Raw genomic sequence first — 22,502 nt, 5'->3', positions numbered from 1 at the left:
CGTTATGATTAATGCACTACAGATGGTATATCCCGGATTTCCCAAAAGTACAGACCTTCCCAAAACTTCCTTCATTTTTCTGACTAATGTCGAATTCTGTTTCCTTTACCGTAGTTAAAGGGAGCATCAGTTACTGATGCTCCCTTTTTTTTTGATGAACACGATTTAACATCTTTTATCCGTTATGATTGAGTAACAATTGGCTGTGTTTCTTTGACAGTGTCTACACTATTATTACTTGGCAATTTTAATGTAATTAATGTGAAAAGGCCGATTATTAGTAATCCTGATAATATAAACATTCCTTGGGTAAATGCTACAGATCCAAGAATCATCGGTCCTACAAATCCGCCTAATGCCGCAAATGAATTGACTAATGCGATACCAACAGGTGCAGTAGACTCGGTGAAGAAAAATGTCATGTAGGCAAAGAAACATCCAGTAAATCCATATAATCCGGCAGATGTAATTGTTAACATAAGTACCATCATAAAGACGCTTTCTGAAAAGCCACATCCGATAAAGCCCAATACTGTGATAATAAAGCAAACAATTAAATGTTGTTTGTACGCATTCGTTCGATCCGAATACCATCCGACAAATATAATAGCCGGAATACCTACTAATGAAGGAATCATGGCTAACCAGCCTATTTCTAAGTTGGTCGTGGCAATTTTTGATAAGGATTTAATGATGGTTGGCATCCAGAATGACAAGCCATAGATACCTGTATAAACAGCAAAATATAGCAAAGATAACTTCCAAACCTTTGAATCCTTTAGCATGTCTAGTTTTGAGACTTTATTTACTTTTGAACTTGCTTGCCGTTCAGCACTCAATTCACCCTCCAGCCAATCTCTTTCTTCCTTCGATAACCATTTTGCTTTTGCAGGTCTGTTTGTTAAGAAGAAAATAGTATAAAAACCTAAGATAATGGCCGGGATACCCTCAAGGATAAACATCCATCTCCACCCTGACATATTGAGCCAAAATATGTTATCAATAATCCACGTTGACACAGGTGCGCCGATTAGGCCGCCTATCGGTAAAGCCAGCAGTAATGCAGCTGTTGCTCGTCCTCTTTCACGGGCTCTAAACCAATAAGTTAAATACAAAACAATTCCAGGGAAAAATCCGGCTTCAGCAATACCTAATAGAAAACGCAGGATGTATAAATGTGTCGTCGTTTGCGCGAAACCAGTTAAGATTACTATAATTCCCCATGAAAGCATAATACGGGCAATCCAAATGCGCGCCCCAACTTTATGCATAATCATGTTACTTGGGACTTCAAAAAAGAAATAGCCAATAAAGAAAATACCGGAAAGAAGACCAAAAACTTCAGCAGATAAAGCTAATTCTGCATTCATTTGTAAAGCAGCATAGCCTAAGTTTACCCGGTCTAAGTAAGCAACAATATATAGAATTAAAACAGTTGGAAGAATGCGTTTCATCGTTTTACGGATTGTACTTTTTTCTATAGCCTTAATATTCTGATTCATCAAATTCCCTCCTGGCTGTTTCATCAGCTTTGTACATTCTCTAAAATAATGGCAATGCCTTGTCCCCCGCCAATACAAAGCGAAGCTAATCCATATTTAACGTTCCTTTTCCTCATTTCAAGTGCTAAAGAATAGGTGATTCTAGCACCGCTTGCGCCTACAGGATGGCCTAATGCAATAGCCCCTCCGTTCACATTCACCTTTTCCTTATCGACACCTAACTCTTTAATTACAGCAATAGATTGTGAAGCAAATGCTTCATTAAATTCGAACAAACCAATATCCCCTAAGCTTAAACCAGCCTTTTCTAATGCTTTTTTGCTTGCTGGTACGGGGCCAATACCCATAATGCTCGGGTCAACTCCTGCAAGGCCCCATGTTACAATTTTCGCTAGCGGCTTTAAGTTATGTTCACTCACATACTCCTCAGATGCGACTAACACAGCAGCTGCACCATCATTAATGCCGCTCGCATTCCCTGGTGTAACAGTCCCATCCTTTTTAAAAGCGGGCTTCAATTTTGCTAAACCTTCTACAGATGCACCTTCACGAATATGCTCATCCGTATCAAAAATGACTTCCTTGCCTTTTCTGCCTTTTAACTTAACCGGAACAATTTCCTCTGCAAAACGGCCGATATCTCTTGCTGCAATGGCCTTTTCTTGTGATTCCACAGAAAACTGATCTTGCTCTTCTCGGGAAATTGAATATTTTTCAGCTAAGTTTTCAGCTGTCATCCCCATTCCACAGCCAACGTAGTTATCTGTTAATGTTTCCCATAACATATCATCAACTTTTGGTGCTTTATTCGGTGAGCCGAAGCGCGTGCCTCTTAAAACATGCGGTGATAAGCTCATATTTTCGGTTCCTCCAGCGACAACTACTTTTGCATCCCCAGAAGCAATGGACTGTGCGGCAGATACGATAGACTGCATGCCCGAACCACATAATCTATTAAGTGTAAGCGCAGATGATGACTCTGCCATGCCGCTTTTTAAACCGATATGTCTGGCTAAATAAGCAGAGCTGCTGCTTGTATGAATAATATTTCCAAATATGATTTCATCTACATTAGAAGCTTGAATTCCGCTTCTTTTCAATGCCTCTTCCGTTGCTGCTACACCTAAATCGATATCGGTCACATCTTTTAATGCCCCGCCAAAAGTACCAAAGGCTGTTCTTGCTCCATTAACAATATAAGTTGCCATTCTTTTCCTCCTCTTTTTTTATTACATGCCGCCTGCGACTTTAATATGTTCTCCCGTAATACCGCCTGCTGCATCTGATGCTAAATAAACGACGCCAGAAGCAACCTCTTCTGGTTCGATAAAACGATTCATCGCTTGCCTTGGATACAAAATAGCCTCAAGCGCTTCTTTATCCGTCATTCCCTTATCTGTTAAGCTATCAAGCTGCTTAACTAGCAATTCTGTTTTCACTGGACCAGGTAAAATCGAGTTAGCCGTTATTTTATATGGCGCTCCCTCTAAGGCAGTTACACTCGTTACGCCTATCACGCCATGCTTGGCAGCAACATAGGCGACTTTTTCCGGTGTGGCCATCTTCCCATGAACAGATGAAATATTCACAATCCTGCCGTACTCTTCTTTCTTCATATGCGGAAAAACATGCTTTGTCATTAGGAATACACCTGTCAGCATGACATCTATAAGCAAATTCCATTTTTCTAAAGGGAATGACTCTAATGGCGAACGATATTGAATTCCAGCATTATTCACTAAAACCTCAATGGATCCCCTCTCCTTCAAAATGTCTGCAATGGTTGATTGAATAACAGCTTCATCCGTAACATCTAAATAAATTCCTTTTGCATTTTCCCCCAGCGAAAGTGCGGTCTCCTCTGCAGCCCCTTTATTAAGATCCGTTACATAAACAAAGTCATTTTGTTTAATAAATTCCTTTGCGATTGCTTTACCCAAACCGCCTGCTGCACCTGTCACAATAACTGTTCTTTGCTTGTCCATGTGTTGTCCTCCATTCTTCACTTGTTACTTACGAGTGTTAAATCATTCAAATACTCTAAATCAAAACCAACCTTTTCACTTAATTCTAGTATTGAAATCTCTTCCATCATTTCTACAACTTTTACGCCTTTATCCGTAAATTTAAAAACAGCGTAATCGGAAACAAATAAATCTACTTTTCGAATCCCGCTAGTTTTATATGATAATTCCCTGACTAATTTAGACGTTCCATCCTTTGCAAACAAGGTAGCTGCGACAATAACCTTTTTGGCACCTGTCACCAAATCCATCGCTCCACCAACGCCTAAAATCGGCTGATTCGGAACGGCCCAGTTGGCAATTTCACCATGAACATCCACCTGAAGTGTGCCTAAAACCGCTACGTCAATATGACCACCTCTAATCAAAGCAAAAGAATCAGCACTATTAAAAAATGATGCACCTTTCAAATAGGTAACCGGTTCTTTTCCTGCATTAATTAAATCAATATCTAAATTTTCCTCTGCAGGAGAAGGTCCCATACCTAACAACCCATTCTCAGATTGTAAATAAACCTCTTTATCACCTAAATAGGAAGCAACCAAAGTAGGAATTCCAACTCCTAAGTTAACAATCTGACCATCTTCTAATTCTTCGGCAATTCTCTTAGCAATAATTTGTCTTTTATCTATACTCAACATAATTACTCCTTATCTTTGAATATTTGCTTTGGATGACATAATCCACATACGCATGAGGCGTCACAACAAATTCTGGGTCCAACTCACCAACTTCAACAATTTCATTAACTTCGGCAATGACTATTTTTGCAGCTGTAGCCATCATAGGGTTAAAGTTTCTAGCTGTCGTATGGTACACTAAATTTCCAATTCGATCTGCTTTCTCCGCCTTTATAATAGCGACATCACCTTTAATAGCCTTTTCAAAAATGTATCTCTCTCCATCAATTTCTCTTTCCTCTTTGCCCTTGCTTAATTCAGTACCAACTGCAGTTCTTGTGTAAAAACCACCTATTCCGGCACCGCCGCAGCGAATTGCTTCAGCTAATGTACCTTGAGGCAGCAAATCGATTTCAAGCTCGCCTTTAGACCAGGCTATTACCGCTTCTTTATTAATGGAAAAAAAGGAGCCAACTGCTTTTTTGATTTTTCCCTGCATGAATACTTTATGTAATCCTTGTCCAAGATCCCCTAAATTATTACTAACAATCGTTAAATCACGAATATCTGTTTCTAATAGTTCATCAATGATCGTTAAAGGTGTTCCTGATAAGCCAAAGCCTCCTGTTAAAATTACATCGCCACTCTTGAAATATTTTTGTATTTCACTAGACTCAATGACTTTATCCATTATTTCTCCTCCATTTCTATATTAAGCGCTTTCTTTTTCGGTTAAAATAAAATAAGAAATCCTTTTGATAGTCGAAATCTATGAGGTATTCTTGAATAAAACAGCAACTTGTTAACTAGACTGCAGTCTGTTTATAATTGGACCATAGTCTGATTTTATAAAAATATAAATATTCTGTCAATTATTTCTGGAGGATTTTTCATGCTAGAATCAAAAAAAAAGCAGCGCCGAGGAGAAGTAACACGCGATAAAATTTTAAAAACAGCTTTAAAACTTTTTAGTCAAAAGGGTTATGACAAAGTAACAGTGGACGAAATCGTGAAAAAAACCGGTACTTCAAAAGGTTCATTTTACCAACACTTTTCAGCTAAATCGGACATATTTTTAGAGAGATTCACAGAAGTCGACAATTATTATTTAGAAGTTTTCCATTCTTTCCCGAAAGATATGGACCCATTTGAAAAACTATTTATTTTCACTCAGAAGTTATTGCACTTTCTAGAAGTAGAAATGGGTAAAGATCTTATGAAAGTCATTTATAGTTCCGCTCTAAATTCAAAAGAACACACTTACTTTTTAAATTCAAACCGTTCACTCTTTCAAATCATCTTTACACTACTTGAAGAAGCTAATGACCAAGGATCCATTGGCACTGACCAAAGTGTAGAGGTCATTTCAACAATGGTCACACAAAGCCTAATGGGAATCATCTATCACTGGGGTATACACGACACTGACCAAAGTCTAGAGTCATTATCAATGCCGCTGATTAAAACAATTATTAAGGGATTGAAAATGAAGAACTAGAACAAATTTAGAGGCTATCCGCGAGAGGATCTTTGTAGAATTGGACTTATGATGGGTACACAATAAGAAGACCGTTCTCATGCGAAAACAGTTTTCTTATATATGGAGGAGATATAGCAGCCCTTTCACTTGTAAGTTTATTAAGCATTAATTGGTTAAACCTATATGCATGTATTATAGTTGGCATAAGTGGCTGGATATATTTTCATTCATTAAACAGAACCTAATTAATTTTGTAAAAACAAATTTTCTTAAATGATAGAAGTCTTAAACAACACATATTGAATTAAGAGAAGTTATTCCTGAAAATGGCCGCTATTGGGTAGTAAGACAAATCAAAAAAAGCAGATTTTCATTTTTAGGGAATCTGCTTTTTTAGTTTGAAAATCTTCTTTTTATACAAAATTCCTAAATAATGTTTAGTGCTCCTTTTATGGGTCATTTTCGATGACAAAATAACGACATAACAAATGAAAAGTAACATGGCATATGTTGCTTTGAAATAAAATTTGATAAAAAGAAACGAAAAATACATAACGTAAACAATGAAAAGTGCCATACTTTGAGTATGGCATCAGATTGTAGACAAAGTCGAATGAGTCATCCATTCGGCTGCCTTTTATTTTCATAAAAAAAGCTACAGAATTCATATCCTGCTAAGCTTCTTGTTTTCATAAGAAAACAAAAAAGAGCAATAGAAAATCCTATTTTCATATTTAAATAAATTTTTCAAATTGACTAATGTAGACGCCTGGTGCAACCATAAGATCTCTTACAAATTGATAACCATTTTTCGAATATAAACTTTTAGCAGGGAAATTATCTTTTCCAGTCGAGACTTTTATAATAGTACTTTCCTGATTATTTTCCTCTAAATTATATAACAGCATTTGTGCAATTCCTTTTCGGAAATGGTTTGGATGAACGACCATTCGACAAATTGTCAGTTCCTCCCCTTCAATTGTAAAAGAAAGGGCACCTGCAAGTTCGTCCTCTTCAAAATATCCTAAAAAGGTTTCACCACATTGTTGAAATTCTTCAAAAGATTCTTTTAGGGGTGGAATATCGGAAAAACCAATTAACTCTGCTTCAACATAATAAGAAGCTCGTTGCAATTCAAATAGTTTCGTAAGTGTATGGATATTTTGAAAATCAATTATTTTAATCAAGATTACCAATCCCTTTTTTTCTAGTATAATAGTTGCTATTTTTTACCTGTTTCAACTTTACCTTTAATTATCTTAATATTCAATAGATAATCACAGAAAATCTTAACGCAGGGCTTAGGTGTAGCTTCTAAGCCTTAAACAGTAAAAAGACCCCATCTTTTGAAAAGGGGTCTTTTTACATAGAGTGAAACAAAAAGGTTTTGTGTTTCTTTTTTATTGATTTTTTTAAAAATGCATGGCTAATTGTGTTACATTTGAAGTTTTATGCAAAAAAACACCGAAGGATTTTCCTTTTTGCTGTATTTACTAAAGTAACCTTTTGAATGTTTTGAGCGGAAGGTTGGCATAAAAACAAAAAAAGAAAAAGCGTCAAAAATGACGCTTTAACGCTTTTTAGAAATATCATTTGAGAGGTGAATGACTTGACATAGGTAATGTATGTAACGTGGGAAAAATTTGAATGGGCAATTTAACGAAGACAACGCCCATTCCCATTTTGATCTTTTGCATATTTTATTGGGAACAGTTGAAAGGAGGTCGTGTGTATGGATGGTGTAGGATTCGCAGGTGGAGGCTTTGCCTTAATTGTTGTCTTGTTTATCCTTCTTATTATTGTAGGAGCTGCTTTTTGTGGTGGAGGCTTTGGTTTTATTTAAAAAATAACCTTTTCTTATTGGAAGGAGGATTTATTATGTTTGGCTACGGTGGATTTGGAGGCTGCGGCTGCGGTGGATTTGGCTACGGTGGTGTTGGTTGCGGTTTCGGTGGCTTTGCCTTAATCGTTGTTTTGTTTATCTTATTAATTATTGTCGGAACAGCCATATGCTTCTAATTTTAATTTTCAGGAAAAAGCCCTTATAAAGAGGCTTTTTTCTTTTTGCGAAAGTTGTGACAAGATAACTTTAAAAATAAAAAGGAAAAGAGCCCTGCCATAAAGTCTGATTAGGCATAACTTAGTATAAATCCAATATATCCAACCATCAGATATTCCTCCTCCCTTGAAGAAGAAAAGTTCGGAATTTCTTCTTCTTACATAGCTAAGAAACGTTAATTTACTTATTTTTATCCTCTTTCGTAATATAGAACTTTCTAAACAGTTGCCGGAAACTCAAATGGATTCACTTTTGAGCTTTCTTCTATTTCGTTAAAATCTAAATAAGGAAAAAAGTACCATGTATTATTTTTCCAATTTCGTTATACTTACTTTGTATTAAAATTTGATGAGGGAGGCGTTTCAATGGCAAGAAGAGTTTTACGTAGTTTATCTTTTCCTTTAATGGCTTTAGCGTTAGTTTTCTCTTGGGTTTTTAGTTTTGAAGGCAAAGCAAATGCAGCTAGTCCAACATCGAGTCCCGTTCAAGACTTAAAAATTGACACACTGGATGGAGTAAAATATTCATCAGACGATCATAAAAAAATTGCTGGGATTGTGATTGAAAAAAGTAATCAAGGGGAAAGGGTACTTGGCTTCTCAACCGTACAAAAATATGAAGCATATCAACAACAAGTTAAAGAATTTTCACCGAATAAAGATTTAGGTATAATGTCAGGAACAGATTATTTCTATGAACATACTTCTTATGACGGCTACGGAAAATATGTAACCTTGTCTTCTGGAACATGGACATACGCTACAGGTGTCCGTTGGGGATCTTTTTGGAATGACAGAATTTCTTCTTTAAATGTAGCTCCTTGGTCTTGGGTCACTTTGTTTCAACATAATAATTATGGCGGTTATTATATCACCTTTAGCAACCGAACAAGTTATTACTTTTTTAACAATCTAACTTCTTGGCGAATGGCTAATGGTACATCGTGGAATGACCAAGTCTCCTCTATTCAAACTGGAAATTACTAAAAGAAAAACAGCTTCTAAGTCTAGAAGGAGGATCACCGTAACTTAAATAAAGTGTGAGTCCTTGTTGTTGCGCAATCCGGCGCTTTTCCAGAATTGGAAAAGCGTCTTTATTACTTCCCCCAAGGGTTATGAGACTATCTAGAAAAAAACCTGACTTTTTTCTGTAGCAAACAAGATCCTGAAGAAGCCAAAAACGTTGATTCACCTACAATGTATAAAACGTATAACCGATAAAATATGAATAAACACCAATCCCTTGAATCGTAAGGGATTAGTGTTTTTGCTAACTTCATATAGATTAGCCAGTATACAACAGGTATAGAATTTAATAAGGCATCTTCTAATATAAAAAGTGAAATCACAAATTTTTATCGCGAACTAAGATTTACAACTGAGTCAATAATTTGGTCCCAGTCTTCACTATGAATCTCATGACCTGATCCATCAAGAGTCACTAATTCAGCATGGGGAATAACTTTCGTAAGAGCAAGTCCATGCTCGTATGGAAGAGCTGGATCTTCAGTGCCATGAATAATGAGGACAGGTACGCTAATCTCACCCATTCTATCGTAATACTCGTCTCCGCCTTGAAGCATGGCATGATTGAATCTGCTCGTCAGCTGTTTAGCGCGGGCAGCCTCTCTTTCCGCAAGTTTATATATTCTTACCTCCTCGAAAGGTTTGGAACCACATAAAGTTTTCCATCCACCCGCTAGATAGGAAATGACCGCCTCTCGATTTGACCAATCTATGGAAGTACTCTTCGCATGGTAATCCAGTATGCTTTGGTCCATTTGAGGCAGTTTTTCCATCTCAGTCCCGAACACACTTGATGCAATTAGGGTAAGCGTAAATATGCGTTCTGGATATCTCAGGGCAAGAATCTGACCGATCATACCGCCCAAGGACATTCCAACAATATGGGCCTGCTCTATGGAATAAGCATCCAGAACTCCAACCGCATCGTCAGCCATGTCCGTTATTGTATAGTTAGAAGTACCAGGTTCATAAGTGACAGATCGCCCCAAATCGCGATGATCGTACCGAATGACAAATCTCCCCTGATCAGCCAGGCGGAGGCAGAAGTCCTCATCCCACCAGTCTAATGAAGACATCGCTCCCATGATTAAAAGCACAGCTGGATCCTTAGGTTTTCCAAAACTTTCTGTACATATATCTACTTTATTTACTTTCAGTATCTGTTCACTCATGTTTTTACCTCCTTTTAAATGTTAAATGATTTGGTAATCATAACCATACTTATTTCTGTTAATATAGGGATATTCCCTTTATACTAAAGTTTTCTTTCCCTCTTTTATTTCTTTATGCTGCTATGCACACTATTCCTTTTAATTCTGGGTATTTGAAAATTAATGTTAAATGGTTAGTACTTATAAAACTATTACCTCGTGGATACAATCTTCATCTACTAATGTGAATGATAAAACAATCTCAAAAAAGGAAGTTATGTTATTCCATTAAAGGGCCATATTCTGGAATAAAAGATTGGAAGTAATTAAAGCCTAATTTCTTTCCTAACATCTCGGCAATAACCCGAAATGGAAGTGGAAAAGCAAAATCTGAAATAAGATCCATCTTCCCTTTTTTCTGTACGGCATCCAATAATTCATCTGTAATCTGTTGAATACGAGGTTCTAGATTCGCAATCATTTGAGGGGTAAAAGCTTTGGCTGTTAACCTGCGCAAACGAGTATGATCAGGTGGATCAGAGTCCAGCATATTTGGGAAATTTATATTAAACTCCCACTTCTCAGATCGATCTTCTAAATCTGGTTGATCTTGTGTAGGCTGTAGCTTTCGCACATCTCTGATAAACCGAGGATCTTTGAGAATAGCTACTGTATCCTCACGGTGAATCGCAAGCCAGGTTGGTCCCATTCCATAATAATCATCTAGACGGATAAGCGGCTCTTGTTGTTCCGTTAGTTTTTTATAAAAGCTAACAACATCCTTCAAATTTTCTGACGAACTAAAATCTTCTGTTGTAAACTTTTTCATTTGGTTTCCCGCTCTTTCCTTTTCTATCAGCCCTCTTGTTACTTAACATCACTTAGTACTACTACATAGTATTACTTAGTAGTTAATATGTCAATGAATTCCTTATTTAATTTATATAATTCTTTTAAAGTTATAATTAAACGAACTAAATGGTAATATTCTGTTAGTTCACTTTCGCTAATAAGTCACGCCTGTAGTGAATCCCTGGCAAGCCTACTCGGTATTGAAATTCATTCTCCTAGTTTGTGAATTGCGCTAATTTCAAGTGGCTCAAATTCAATTGCGAAATACAGGTATTATAACTTTTTCTTACTTTAAGGGGACTTTTTGAATGCCCGCGGCAGTTTGCCCAGTTTTTTTATAGAAATAAAGGAATTTAAGGTTTAGAGTCGAATACATATTACGTGTTTAACGTATTGGAATAGGAGTAATACTGAAGTTTGAGAGTGACTTGGAGTACCACCTTTAAATGATTAGGAGTTGGAAACATGAGTAGCACGATTGAAATGTTTGTGATTGCAGCGAGAGATGGAAACCTGGCGAAAAACTTTTATGAGGACCTGTTTAATTGGGAAATTACGGATGTTGGCCCTTTGCTGAAAATTTCTGGTTCTGGCATCAATGGGCATATTCTAAAATGGCCGCATAAAGAACACCCAACACATGTCAGTATCTATATTAACGTAGATAACATACAGGAAAGCTTGGCGAAAGTGAAGGAAATGGGCGGAACAGTCATCCTGCCGGAAATGGCGGTCCCAACTGGTGGTTCAATTGCCCAGTTCGTTGATCCTGATGGGAATATCATTGGAATTTATAAAGGTAGCGACAATATAAATAAGAAACCTAATAGGAACATTGCAACTCATCAAATCGGTTTCTTCGAAATTGCTGCAAGAGAAGGACATCGTTCACAAAAGTTTTATGAAAGCGTCTTTAAGTGGAATATAACTGATGATGGCCCGGTAATGAGTATATCTGAAGAGGACGCAGGACTGAATGGTCACATCTTTAATTGGACACATGAAGAACCTACCTATCTAACTCTATACATAAAAGTAGATAACATTCCTGATTATTTAGAAAAAGTATCTCAATTGGGCGGTAAAGTGATTGTCCCAGAAACGCCAATTCCTGATTTCGGCACATTTGCTCAATTCCTTGATCTCGATGGAAATGTGATAGGAATCTATTGCGGGAGATAGTATATAAAATAAAGCTATTTGAATCCATCAAATTTATTTCATTGGATTCAAATAGCTTTTTCTTTCTAATCTGGTGCCTGACACCACTGTGGATAAAGTTTAAGATTTCGTTAATGGTTTAGTCATACTTTGTTCATTTTTAGTGTTTATGATGAATACATGGAAAGAACATGAGTTTTTTTCATCCCCCCTTTTAATATATATTTTTTCTTTGCCCGGCATATGGCCGGACTTTTTTTTGGCTTAGCAATTAGGAAAAATTCGTTCTATGAGCGAATTAAATTTTCATTGCAGCAAAAAAAATCCACCTGATTCCAGGTGAATTTTTTTAATTTATTCCTTTTAACAACATATAAATCTGGTTATTGACAACACCTAATGATTTTACACCGTTTTGGACATTTGAAAGCAACACGACATAAATAGTTCCATTTTTGCTGAAGCTATTTAAACAATTCCAACCTGGGAGAACTCCATGGTCAGAATAGCTTCCAGGATCGTTGTATAAGCCAAAAGCATAATTGTGTTTAAAAGGAGTAAAGAACTGCTTCAAACTGTTCTCTGATATCAATTTGCCGGAATAAAGAGACTTATCAAATAAATACATATCATATGGTGTCGTATAAATATCACCACAGCCAAATAACTGGGACATGTCAGGTAAAGAAGGTGACACCATTGCACCATCCTTTAGTTTATAGCCCTTTGAAGGATAAGGTTCTTGATAATACGCATCTCCGAACCCGGTATGAGTAAGCCCTGCTTTTTTAAATACATGTTCAGTCACATACGATTCAAGTGATTCACCAGTTTGTTTTTCCAAAATGTAAGCTAAGATCGCATAGTTGGAATCACTGTATAACCAATCAGTCCCAGGTTGAAATTTTAATTGACCTTGACCAATTTTCTTAATTAAATCATCATGAGAAATTTTCACATTCGTTTCTTGATGTTCCGGAATACCGGAAGTGTGTGTTAACAAGTGATAAAGCGTAATTTTATTTCCATTTGGGAAATCAGGAATATACTTTGATAGAAGATCATTTACATTTAATTTCCCTTGTTCCTGCAACTGCATAATGGCGGTAGAAACAAACACCTTTGAAATCGATCCGATGTAAAAGACCGTTTCCGCATTATTCGGAACCTTCTTTTCCATATCAGCCGACCCGTAGCCCTTATCGATCATCACTTTATCATTCTTTACAACCAGTGCCGTACCGTTAAAATTTAAACTTTTTAAGTAATCGTCAATAGCCGGAGAGTTATTTACGTCCTCCATCTTTGTTGCTACCACTTTTTCTGGTTGTTTTTCAGGAGTTTTTTCAGGTTGTGGTTCTTTTTTTGAAACTTGCAGCCCTGTTTTTGCAGGCTTTGATTTTTTACTGTTTTCATCCATAAAATGGGTGACGATTTTGTAAGTAGGAACAGTCAACGCACCGATTAAAAACAATACAAAAAATTGCTTAATAACAGGCTTTAATCTCCTTCTTTTTCGTCTTCGAGATTGCTGTAATCGTTCCGAACGGAATTCCCCCATGAGTATACCCCTTAACATTGTAAACTTGATGGTGTTTTACCATAACCACCCCACTATGATACAGTACCTCGTTTTTAACCATGTGTCTATATTAGATTTCTACTAAATTAAAGAAAATTTTTTCATTTTTGATAGTGATTAAATAGAATCGACTGATTTCAAGAATTCACTCATTACACGCATATACTCTTCCGGCTCCTCCACATATGGCATATGGGCGCTATGCTCAAACACATGGAACTTTGAACCAGGTGTTTGACTGCTGTAAAACTCCGTTGTTTCCGGAGTCGCCTCATCAAATCGTCCGCACGTGTAAAGTGTCGGACACGTGAGCTCCTTCAATTGAGTTGTGCAGTCAAACTCTTTTAAATTCCCTAACACGGTAAATTCAGATGGCCCCCACATAATATTGTAAACCTCAGGATTTTTAAAATGAGATCCTTGTTTTAAATACTCAGGATATGGATCGAGTCTGCAAACAAATTCACTATTAAATTTTTCATTTGCTTCTAGATACTCTTTTGAATCAGTCGTTCCATTTTTTTCACATCTGATGATCGTATCTTGAATTTCTGTTGGAAGTTTTTTTAAGTTGCGTCTTTGGTCTTGTTCCCATAATGGAGCACTCAGACATGGACTTGAAAAAATGACACTTTTCACCCCACTTGGCTTCGTTAAACAATAAGCGGCTGCAAGCGTCGTGCCCCATGAATGACCGAGAATATGGATTTCATCAAGGTCCAGCGCCCTTCTTATTTGGCCTAATTCCTCTACGAACCTTTCTAATCGCCAAAGTGACGGATCAGTTGGCCGATCAGACCTTCCACAGCCTAATTGATCGTAAAGAATAACTGTCCGATCTTCTTCTAGAGCTTTAAGCCCTTGAAGAGAATAGCAAGAGGAGCCAGGCCCACCATGCAAAATGATAACAGGCGTTCCTTTTGTGTTTTTTTCAAATTTTTCATACCAAACCTTTCCCCCACTTACCTCAATGTATCCTTGTTTATACATAAAATTATCCCCTTCTCAATTCATTCCCAAAGATTTTAAACCAATTATATAATAATAGATTTAAAAAATGTATCAGTTATAAATCATTTCCATTGTACACACGATAAAATCCAATGGGAGGTGTTGAAAATGGAGAACAAAGATATGTCGAGCAATATCAACCAAAACTACGACCTTGACCAAGATGAAATCATGAATAAAGTTAATCAAACATTTGATAAAATTGCTCAAGATGTAAAAGAGATGATTGATCAAAATAACCAGCAAAGTAATCTATGACTAAATCAAAGCCCGGAAAGGTGGCCGATTTTTCCCGTTGTTTAAGTTTTCGGTCACCCCTTTCCGCGATCAATCAGGCGCTATAAAAAACGGATCATTAATGTCAATTACCCTCAATTTCAAAAAAAAACTTCTCTGTTAAAACAGAGAAGCTGTTACCAAGGGTATTCCCCTTCTTTATGCTTATCGGACTTATAGAAATAGGCCGGTTGATAGTTGTGAACAAATTTCATCGTGTTAGCGTTTATATACCCAGATCCATAGGTTGGGTCTTCTGTTTGCCATACTCCATTTATGTTCACTTCATTCCAAGCATGATTTTCGCCGTAATCCACTTTCGCTTCAATCCCTACAGCACGGTGGAGGGCAGCACTTAAATCGGCATAGCCCGAACAAAGAACAACACCGCTATTATAAGTTTTTAATGCGGAATATAACGGCGGATTAGGACTATTTACTAAAGGTGCATTATAGGCAATATTTTTCGCTACCCACTCAAAAATTGCTTGGGATTTTTCAGAATCAGTCTTTTTTCCATAGGTAATATTTTGAGCAAGGGCAATAAGAGTCGGATCATTGCTTTGAACCATATAGCTAGGCTGCAAATATGGGTCACCATCAGTTAAATGATATTCTGCATAGCCCAATACCTCATTTGGATTATCCGCTTTCCCTTTATAATACTCATTTAGGTTAAGAATAACATCGCCTACAGTATAGATAAGAGGGTATTCGTAATGGACCCTTCCATTTTTAAAAGGTACCTTAATCGTTTCCTTCTTATTGGCTCTAGGTTCATCAATATACAATATGACCCCATCAGCATGATAGAATTTTCCGTAAGGCGTTGGTTTTCCGTCCACCACTAATTTTCCGTTGTTCACCGTTACTTGATAGGTTTGAATATTTTTTGTCGGATATTTTTCCTTTGCTGAAGTCGGGATGGACGCCACCTTATTATTAAGATTGGTCGATTCTTTTTGTACTGGCGACACTACTTGTGGAGCTGCTTGTGAACTTTTCAAGTTTAAGTAGCTTAGGATTTGATCCTTAGAAGGAAGCGTGTCTTGATGAGAATAGTAAAAATACGCAAACACTACAAGAAAAAGTAAAATGAATTTCTTCAAGACTTTACACCTCGACTTTCATAATACATTACTATAAACATCATAAATGAAAATCACATTAAAAAATGTTTCTTTTAGAATAAAAATTTATTTCATTTAAATCCTTTACAATACATTCGTGATGGAATTTCGTTTTATGAGGGCAGATACTTGTACAAAGAAAAAGGACAGCAACGCACCTAAATTCGTTCTGTCCTTTTCTAACTATTTCCAAACCCTACGCAATTGCATAAATTCTTGAATGTATCCCCATACCGAAACAGGAGACATAATCATTTGATAACATAAGACGTAAAAGAAAAACCCAATTCGATTTTTTCGGATGTGCAACCCTAATTCCCGAAAGACACCTTTTTGATAACGATAGAGAAAATAATTCGAAAGTAGGGCTAGCGGTAAAACAAACAATGTTTGTGGTCCAGCGATCCAGAAAATCCCAAAGAAGCTAGCGATGAGTCCTGGGATCCAAACAAAGGTATAAACAAAATCCAAGTATGGCATGACTAGATTAGAACCTGTTAAATAACGAGTGAAAATTCGTGGCTGCTCCCATGGCTTTACCCTTTTTAAAGCCTCTATCATTCCTCTTGCCCAACGGCTTCGCTGGCGAGCAAAATGGCTAAACTCTGTAGGGACATCTGTAAAGGCAATGGCTGTTGGTTCAAAAAATACCTTATAATTTCTCTCTAAAAATGCCCAAGTAAGGACAATGTCTTCCCCAATTGCATCAGGCCAACCTCCGACTTCTTTTATGGCATCAGTTAGGTACAAGCTGTATGCTCCCTGTGCGACGAGTGTTCCTTGATAAAGTCCTTGCAGGCGTTTAATCGAGGCAATACCTAAAAAGTAATCCCATTCCTGTATACGGGCAAGCCAGTTTTCACGACTATTTCTTACAAGAACCGCCCCAGCGACAGCACAAACATCTTCCGGAGCAGACTTCATACGTGAAACTAGGCGTCGAACAGCTTGTGGATGGAGCAAAGTATCAGCGTCTAATGTAATTAATAGTTGTGTCTCTACATACTGAAGAGCTTTATTTAGGGCATGGTTTTTTCCTGGTGTTTCTTCAAAAATAACACGAATGTTAAGCCCTAATTCCTTTCCAAGTCTTTCTGCCACTTCTGCTGTATGATCTGTCGAGTTGTTATCAATAACATAGATTTGCATTTCTCCTTCATAATCTTGCTTGGCTAATTGCTGTAATGTACTAACAATGCCCTTTTCTTCATTCCAACAAGCAATTAAAATGCTTACCGGCTCTTTTGGATGAAGAGTTTTAAAAGAAGGCTGCCGATCAAACAAGAGACTGGCCACCATGAAGGCATTTAGATATCCAGGAATATAGGCAATTCCTGTTATAAAGGCAATGGCGACAGGTACGGGTACCAATTCGCCTAAATCCTTAACCCAAGGAATGGATAATATAATGGAAAAAATCATCCATGCAAATGCCAGTCCATGACATAGCCAAAACTTCCATAATACTGAAAGATAAAATTTTCTATGTATGGGAGATGGAGTATATTTTGTTGTAGTTTTAGTTTCTAAGTTCAATTGAAAAATCTATCTCCTTTTCCTAGTTGTTACAAATAATTATATTTTACAATAGTACTAAAGTACATTATTAATTTTTTTCCTCAAATAATTTTTTATTTTTAAGGCTGTGTTAAACTTGCCTGTTGATTTGCGCTTCAGGCGCTTCGCTTTCCGCGGGCGTTCCGGGGAGCCTCCTCGGCGCTTAAGCGCCTGTGGGGTCTCCCCTGCCCCGTACTCCCGCAGGAGTCTCGCGCCTTCCGCTCCAATCAACATAGTTTCAAAAATCAACATTTACCTTTACACAGGCATTTTTAAAAATTAATTTCAACGTATAATAAAGCAGACCCAAAAGCCGTAAAAAACGATTTTTGGGTCCGCTATGAAATCATATAGTATTTTCATTTGTTTCAATACTTTTTGTTTTCTTCTCAAGTTCTCTCATTACTTGGAAAAAAGTAAAGATTGCAAATCCTAGCAATAAAATGCCTGAAACTATTAGTAAGAGTGAAGTACCTTTTTTTGATTGAGCAAAATCTAGGATGTATCCTATATAAGGAATCGTAAATCCGGAATATTGACCAACCACATTTTGTGACGGAACTAAATCGGTATCTGCTGTCTTATTGTGATCCCCCTTTGTTTCATATTGTACATTATTTTCTTTAGAAGTAACTCCGACTATCCGGTGCGTAACCAACAGTTTTTTGCTCGTTTGAAATGTAATGACATCGCCTTTTTTAAGAGTCCCTCTTTCATCTGCCTTTAATTGTTTAATGGCGATGACAGAGCCGGTTAAAAATGTGGGTTCCATCGATCCAGAAAAGACTGTTTTTAGCTGATATCCAAAAATCTGAGCTTCTCCTTTAGAGGCCTTTAAGTAGATCACAAGTAAGGTCATGAAGATTAAATTCAGAATGACTATTATTGTAATCATGTTACTAATAATTTTTAATGTTTTCTTCAATCTAGTTCACCTTCCTGCTTATAAGGTTTTTCAATTACCCCTTTGTATAAAACTGTAACTATTCCAAAAAAACATTTAATAAAATATTTGTTTGTTCTGTGTAAAGAACATTTAAATAAAGTATATAAGTAATGTAAAAAGAAGTAAATGTTTAAATAACACATTTCCTCCTATTTATCCTATGAATATCAAGGCTCTGTTAAACTTGGTTATTGATTTGCGCTCCAGGCGCTTCGCTTTCCGCGGGCGTTCCGGGGAGCCTCCTCGGCTCTTTGGCGCCTGTGGGGTCTCCCCTGCCCCGTACTCCCGCAGGAGTCTCGCGCCTTCCGCTCCAATCAACAGTGTTAAAAAACAACAATGACTTTTAACACAGCCAATATCAAAAAAACGACAGCATTTATGCTGCCGTTTCCTTTTACATCAACCTTATTTTTTATTTTTGCCAAGCGCGACAAAGCTTGAAAGCTTAGTTGCTTTAAATTCAATAGATCCAGACAAATACAGACTATTTAATAGATTTAAAGATTTATTATCTTTATTAAAATCATACGCTTCTACTTTTTTGAATCCTTTTGCAGCAGTTGCATTCACTGGTAAACGAACATCAACTGTATCGTCAAGGGTAGTCACGTAAGTAGTGTCTCTACCTTTTTCATATCGGAATGCGAATTGATATAGATCCGATACTGCTTCGTCCGTTCCAGTAACTGGAACAATCGAGCTGTTTTCACGGTTTATTTCTAAGTATACTTTATCTGCTCCAGAATTGCTTAATTGTGTCATCACTTTCGTAGGCAGCATGATTTGCACGCCCCCTGGTGCAGCAAAGGCAACTGATTTTTTAGATTGCTCTAAGTCTTTTAAAACTGAAGTAGGCAATTCGACCCGTATTTTATTTTGTGACTTTGAAAATGCCGGCGTTGCAAGCACAACTACACTAGTATTTCCTTTAATTTGTTGGTCAATATCTTTGTTTGTTACAACCATTTTCGCGATTTGTGGATCGTTCTTTACACTAATCGTTATTTCTTTTTCACTACTGTTTTGCGCAATATCGGAAATGCTAAATTTCAATTTGTAATCTCCAGATCTTAATTCAGCAAATGGAATGGAGAATGATCCATCTTGATTTAGCTTCACAGGTTTTGAGTCGATGACATTGCCATCTTTGTCTTTTAATTCATATTTTAGTGTTAACTTATCGTTTACATCATAGTTTTCGCCAAATACTTGTTCAACAACTGGTTTGAAATCAATGAATTTATCCTTAATCGAGCCTTTATATTCAAACGAAGTATCTTCAATGATATTGTCTGCAGCTGGAAGAACAAATTCAGAAGGAGAAGACTTAACATAAATTGGACCAAGCCATGCTGATGTAGCAACAGCTGTTCCAGCTAAGTTTAACGTTGACATATCAATGGTATAGACACCATCAGGGGCAGTTGCTTTCTTTCCTGTTCCCCATTCTGTGTAGCCTCCATTAAATACAACGGATTTTGGTCCTACGGTTGTTGAACTAGAAGCTACTAAGTATCCTAAGTATCCATCATGATAGTAACCTGCATCTTGATGGGCTGCATCCCAAAGTTCAATAAATGTCGTATTTTGACGATCATAAAACTCATAATGAACAGTTGTACTATCTAGTTTTCCATCCCCGTTTGGTGAGATTACTTTGCTTTCTATAGAGTAGTCCTTAATTCCTGTTGGTGGTGCAAAGTTTCCTGCAAACGGTAAAGTTAAATTAGTTGTTCCATTTGTAATGTAAACATACCCTAATATCTCATTACCTGTTGATCCTGCACCTTTTGGAACGTTCAACGTTACTTTTAAGGCTTTCTCACCTGAGGCGTCCAAAGTAAACTTCGACTGATCAACTGTAACGTTTGCCCCGGCCAAAGCTCCCGTAGCAGCTTTTGTCACTTGGACATTAACGGTGTAATCACTGGCTTTACCAGTAAGATTTTTGACTTTAATATCTTTTGTTACAGTAGATGCATTATTTGCGTTCGTTGGAACATTACCAAAAGTAATTGTTCCTTTAATATTGTCGTATGTTTTTGAAGAGAAAGCTGTCTTATCCATTGCGTACGCTAGTGCTTCAGTTGTAGCTGCTTGATATGGTTGCACACGTCCAGGTCCTTGTGCAAATACATCATATTTTGTTACATCTAATTGTTTTGCAGTGTTGGAGATTGCTACTTTAATATCAAATGGAGTCCAATCTGGATGCTCAGACTTAAGTAATGCAGCAATACCTGTGATGTGTGGGGTAGCCATACTTGTTCCGGTAAAACGCTCGTAGGATTCAGTGTAATTTGCATCTGGAAAATCCTTTTTATACGCTGGAACTGATGACATGATGTTTGTTCCTGGTGCAGAAACATCTGGTTTGAGGTCAAAATTAGGGTTTGACGGACCGCGCGAACTTGAGCTATTGATGTCGTCTCCACCAGTTGATGAAGAAGAGAAATTGCTAAAAGTAACCGTTGCTTTTTTAGTTTGCATAGCTGTTCTTAAGGCGTTACCATCCGTAGTTGACATATCAAATGAAGGTAGGAATGCGAATGAATCACTAAGGAATACACCTGCAGGACCATTCCCATTTGTTCCACCATTGTTATGAATGATCGTCGCAATTGCTCCAGCTTTTTTTGCAGCAGCAATTTTATCAACAAATGCAACACCGCCACCACGAGAAATGAGCGCTACTTTTCCTTTTACATCTAACCCTGTATAATCAGCGTCCACTCCGTAATTAGGTACTGCAACAACGTCATAAGTACCTGTTAATGTATCAGCCGGCTCCACTCCAAACTTCCAAGCCATTAAATTAAGATTGTAGTTTGCAGGGGCTGACCCTTCTAGTGTTACATTTACTTGACCCTTTTTCGTGGTTTCAGGAATGGTAGAGTTAGCAACTGAGATTGCGAACGCAGCAGTAGATGGGCTTCCAATCGTGCCACGGTTTGGACCACTATTACCTGTAGCAACAACTGCTGTGACACCGGCTAGTGCCGCATTATTAATAGCAATCGCATCTGCTGAAGTAGAGCTATTATTTGAACCACCTAAGGACAAGTTAATAACATCCATATGTTGTTGAGCTGCTTTGTCAATGGCAGCGATAATTCCAGAAGTAGCACCGCTTCCATACGCTCCTAATACTCGGTAAGAATATAACTCTACCTTTGGTGCGATACCTTTAATACCATAAGGGTTATTTCCTTGTGCAGCAATGGTACCGGCAACATGTGTCCCATGTTCTGTGTAGAAGGTTCTACCGTTTGCATCAACTTCCGCTTTCCCTGCTGGTCGGTCTAACGGAGAGGTTTCGTATGGATCATCATCTGCGCGATCACGGGTATAATCCGTACGGCTAGTTTGCGGGACAAAGTTATATCCTCCTTTGTAGACACCTTGAAATTCTGGATGGTAATAGTCAATACCAGTGTCAAGAACCGCAACTTTCACATTTTGTCCTTCATAACCCTTTGCCCAAACATCTGGGATACCAAGGAATTGATTGTCAGAACTAATCATTTGACTAACAGTATCATCTGTTGAAGGCTCACCTACAGCATGAACCTCAGAATCTGGCTCAATACTTACAACACCATTTACCTTCAAGAGCTCCTTCAACTGTTTTGCTGTCAACTTAAGTGACATCCCATTAAATGTTTCACTAAAAGTAAATCCTTTTTTATGTTTAATTCCTTTATTACCTAAAGCCTTTTCAAAATTATCTTGCTGAGACTGAATTTTCTTTTTGACATTCGCTCGATCCGTTGAAGTGAATGATTTGCCCTGAACCTTTTTAATTCCTTTTTCAAGTGCCAAGGGATGCTCTGATAATTGAACAATAACACCCACTTCATTATCACCTTCTAGGTCTTTTAACTCTGGTGATAGTGATGGCTCTTGATTCAACAATGACTCTTGTTGGGCAATAAGCGCTTTCATTTTCATAATGCTTTCATCACTTACTTGTGTGCCTTTAGGACTTAATCCGGTTTCTGCAGAAGCAAAAATAGGTGTAAATAACGAAAAAATAAGTGTTAAAATTAGTAATCTACTAAATACTCTTCCATACTTCTTCCTCTTCAATCCCCTTCACCCCTCTAAATACTTTCTCAATTAAACC

General features: G+C 37.3%; 20 protein-coding genes. 6 read left to right on the top strand and 14 right to left on the bottom strand.

Features of this window, described 5'->3' with window-relative positions; all coding sequences use genetic code 11:
- Positions 1 to 182 precede the first annotated feature (182 nt).
- From BN1082_RS14845 to BN1082_RS14825, 5 genes are read right to left on the bottom strand one after another with little or no spacing between them, the layout of a single operon-like run.
- Positions 183 to 1,502 carry an MFS transporter gene (locus tag BN1082_RS14845; RefSeq protein WP_090635373.1) on the bottom strand — a complete coding sequence of 440 codons (1,320 nt, stop codon included), beginning with the start codon at positions 1,500 to 1,502 and terminating at the stop codon, positions 183 to 185.
- 23 nt (positions 1,503 to 1,525) lie between these two features.
- Positions 1,526 to 2,710, bottom strand: a complete 1,185-nt coding sequence (locus BN1082_RS14840; RefSeq protein ID WP_090635372.1) for an acetyl-CoA C-acetyltransferase — start codon at positions 2,708 to 2,710, stop codon at positions 1,526 to 1,528.
- A gap of 21 nt (positions 2,711 to 2,731) precedes the next feature.
- Complete coding sequence (locus tag BN1082_RS14835) at positions 2,732 to 3,487, bottom strand: 3-hydroxybutyrate dehydrogenase (protein WP_090635371.1); 756 nt, start codon at positions 3,485 to 3,487, stop codon at positions 2,732 to 2,734.
- 17 nt (positions 3,488 to 3,504) lie between these two features.
- On the bottom strand, positions 3,505 to 4,167 hold the full coding sequence (locus BN1082_RS14830) for a 3-oxoacid CoA-transferase subunit B (RefSeq protein WP_090635370.1): 663 nt from the start codon (positions 4,165 to 4,167) through the stop codon (positions 3,505 to 3,507).
- The gene (locus BN1082_RS14825; RefSeq protein WP_090635369.1) at positions 4,151 to 4,837 is read right to left on the bottom strand and encodes a CoA transferase subunit A; all 687 of its coding nucleotides are present in this window, start codon (positions 4,835 to 4,837) and stop codon (positions 4,151 to 4,153) included. The genes BN1082_RS14830 and BN1082_RS14825 overlap by 17 nt, the downstream gene beginning before the upstream one ends.
- A 201-nt stretch (positions 4,838 to 5,038) precedes the next feature.
- Between BN1082_RS14825 and BN1082_RS14820 the strand changes: the two genes are divergently transcribed.
- Positions 5,039 to 5,644, top strand: a complete 606-nt coding sequence (locus tag BN1082_RS14820) for a TetR/AcrR family transcriptional regulator (protein WP_090635368.1) — start codon at positions 5,039 to 5,041, stop codon at positions 5,642 to 5,644.
- Between the two features lie 716 nt (positions 5,645 to 6,360).
- Here BN1082_RS14820 and BN1082_RS14815 read toward each other — a convergent pair.
- Positions 6,361 to 6,813: a GNAT family N-acetyltransferase gene (locus BN1082_RS14815; protein WP_090635367.1), complete on the bottom strand. Its 453-nt coding sequence runs from the start codon at positions 6,811 to 6,813 to the stop codon at positions 6,361 to 6,363.
- A gap of 545 nt (positions 6,814 to 7,358) precedes the next feature.
- Between BN1082_RS14815 and BN1082_RS14810 the strand changes: the two genes are divergently transcribed.
- The 3 genes from BN1082_RS14810 to BN1082_RS14800 all read left to right on the top strand — a co-directional run bounded on the left by BN1082_RS14810 (position 7,359) and on the right by BN1082_RS14800 (position 8,671).
- On the top strand, positions 7,359 to 7,469 hold the full coding sequence (locus tag BN1082_RS14810) for a YjcZ family sporulation protein (protein WP_090635366.1): 111 nt from the start codon (positions 7,359 to 7,361) through the stop codon (positions 7,467 to 7,469).
- A 35-nt stretch (positions 7,470 to 7,504) separates the two neighbouring features.
- Positions 7,505 to 7,645, top strand: coding sequence for a YjcZ family sporulation protein (locus tag BN1082_RS14805; protein WP_090635365.1), 141 nt, complete (start codon positions 7,505 to 7,507; stop codon positions 7,643 to 7,645).
- Positions 7,646 to 8,050: 405 nt separating this feature from the next.
- A complete protein-coding gene (locus tag BN1082_RS14800; RefSeq protein ID WP_090635364.1) occupies positions 8,051 to 8,671 on the top strand; it encodes a beta/gamma crystallin family protein in 621 nt (206 codons plus the stop codon).
- Between the two features lie 368 nt (positions 8,672 to 9,039).
- Here BN1082_RS14800 and mleCBF read toward each other — a convergent pair whose 3' ends face one another.
- Complete coding sequence (gene mleCBF / locus BN1082_RS14795; RefSeq protein ID WP_090635363.1) at positions 9,040 to 9,882, bottom strand: CBF family alpha/beta fold macrolide esterase; 843 nt, start codon at positions 9,880 to 9,882, stop codon at positions 9,040 to 9,042.
- 259 nt (positions 9,883 to 10,141) lie between these two features.
- Entirely contained in the window at positions 10,142 to 10,690 is a 549-nt protein-coding gene (locus tag BN1082_RS14790) for a cytochrome P450 family protein (RefSeq protein WP_090635362.1), read from the bottom strand.
- A 488-nt stretch (positions 10,691 to 11,178) separates the two neighbouring features.
- On the opposite strand from BN1082_RS14790, the gene BN1082_RS14785 reads away from it, so the two are divergent.
- Positions 11,179 to 11,895, top strand: coding sequence for a VOC family protein (locus BN1082_RS14785; RefSeq protein ID WP_090635361.1), 717 nt, complete (start codon positions 11,179 to 11,181; stop codon positions 11,893 to 11,895).
- A gap of 328 nt (positions 11,896 to 12,223) precedes the next feature.
- Here BN1082_RS14785 and BN1082_RS14780 read toward each other — a convergent pair whose 3' ends face one another.
- Positions 12,224 to 13,435, bottom strand: a complete 1,212-nt coding sequence (locus BN1082_RS14780; protein ID WP_090635360.1) for a serine hydrolase domain-containing protein — start codon at positions 13,433 to 13,435, stop codon at positions 12,224 to 12,226.
- A 138-nt stretch (positions 13,436 to 13,573) separates the two neighbouring features.
- On the bottom strand, positions 13,574 to 14,446 hold the full coding sequence (locus BN1082_RS14775) for a proline iminopeptidase-family hydrolase (protein ID WP_090635359.1): 873 nt from the start codon (positions 14,444 to 14,446) through the stop codon (positions 13,574 to 13,576).
- Between the two features lie 129 nt (positions 14,447 to 14,575).
- Between BN1082_RS14775 and BN1082_RS27620 the strand changes: the two genes are divergently transcribed.
- The gene (locus tag BN1082_RS27620) at positions 14,576 to 14,725 is read left to right on the top strand and encodes a hypothetical protein (RefSeq protein WP_176699815.1); all 150 of its coding nucleotides are present in this window, start codon (positions 14,576 to 14,578) and stop codon (positions 14,723 to 14,725) included.
- Between the two features lie 155 nt (positions 14,726 to 14,880).
- On the opposite strand, the gene BN1082_RS14770 is transcribed toward BN1082_RS27620, so the two are convergent.
- From BN1082_RS14770 to BN1082_RS14750, 4 genes are all read right to left on the bottom strand, one after another.
- Complete coding sequence (locus BN1082_RS14770; protein WP_090635358.1) at positions 14,881 to 15,852, bottom strand: transglutaminase domain-containing protein; 972 nt, start codon at positions 15,850 to 15,852, stop codon at positions 14,881 to 14,883.
- 204 nt (positions 15,853 to 16,056) lie between these two features.
- Positions 16,057 to 17,409 carry a glycosyltransferase family 2 protein gene (locus tag BN1082_RS14765; protein WP_245640445.1) on the bottom strand — a complete coding sequence of 451 codons (1,353 nt, stop codon included), beginning with the start codon at positions 17,407 to 17,409 and terminating at the stop codon, positions 16,057 to 16,059.
- Positions 17,410 to 17,776: 367 nt separating this feature from the next.
- Entirely contained in the window at positions 17,777 to 18,355 is a 579-nt protein-coding gene (sipW, locus tag BN1082_RS14755; protein ID WP_090635356.1) for a signal peptidase I SipW, read from the bottom strand.
- 426 nt (positions 18,356 to 18,781) lie between these two features.
- Positions 18,782 to 22,465 (bottom strand): S8 family serine peptidase, encoded by a 3,684-nt coding sequence (locus BN1082_RS14750; protein WP_090635355.1) that lies wholly within the window; start codon positions 22,463 to 22,465, stop codon positions 18,782 to 18,784.
- Between the last annotated feature and the right edge of the window lie 37 nt (positions 22,466 to 22,502).

This window comes from Neobacillus massiliamazoniensis (genome assembly GCF_001048695.1).
In the GTDB taxonomy this organism is placed as follows: Bacteria; Bacillota; Bacilli; order Bacillales; family Cytobacillaceae; genus Neobacillus; species Neobacillus massiliamazoniensis.
Note: the sequence above shows the minus strand (reverse complement) of the source record. Positions and strands in the feature narration are given on the sequence as shown.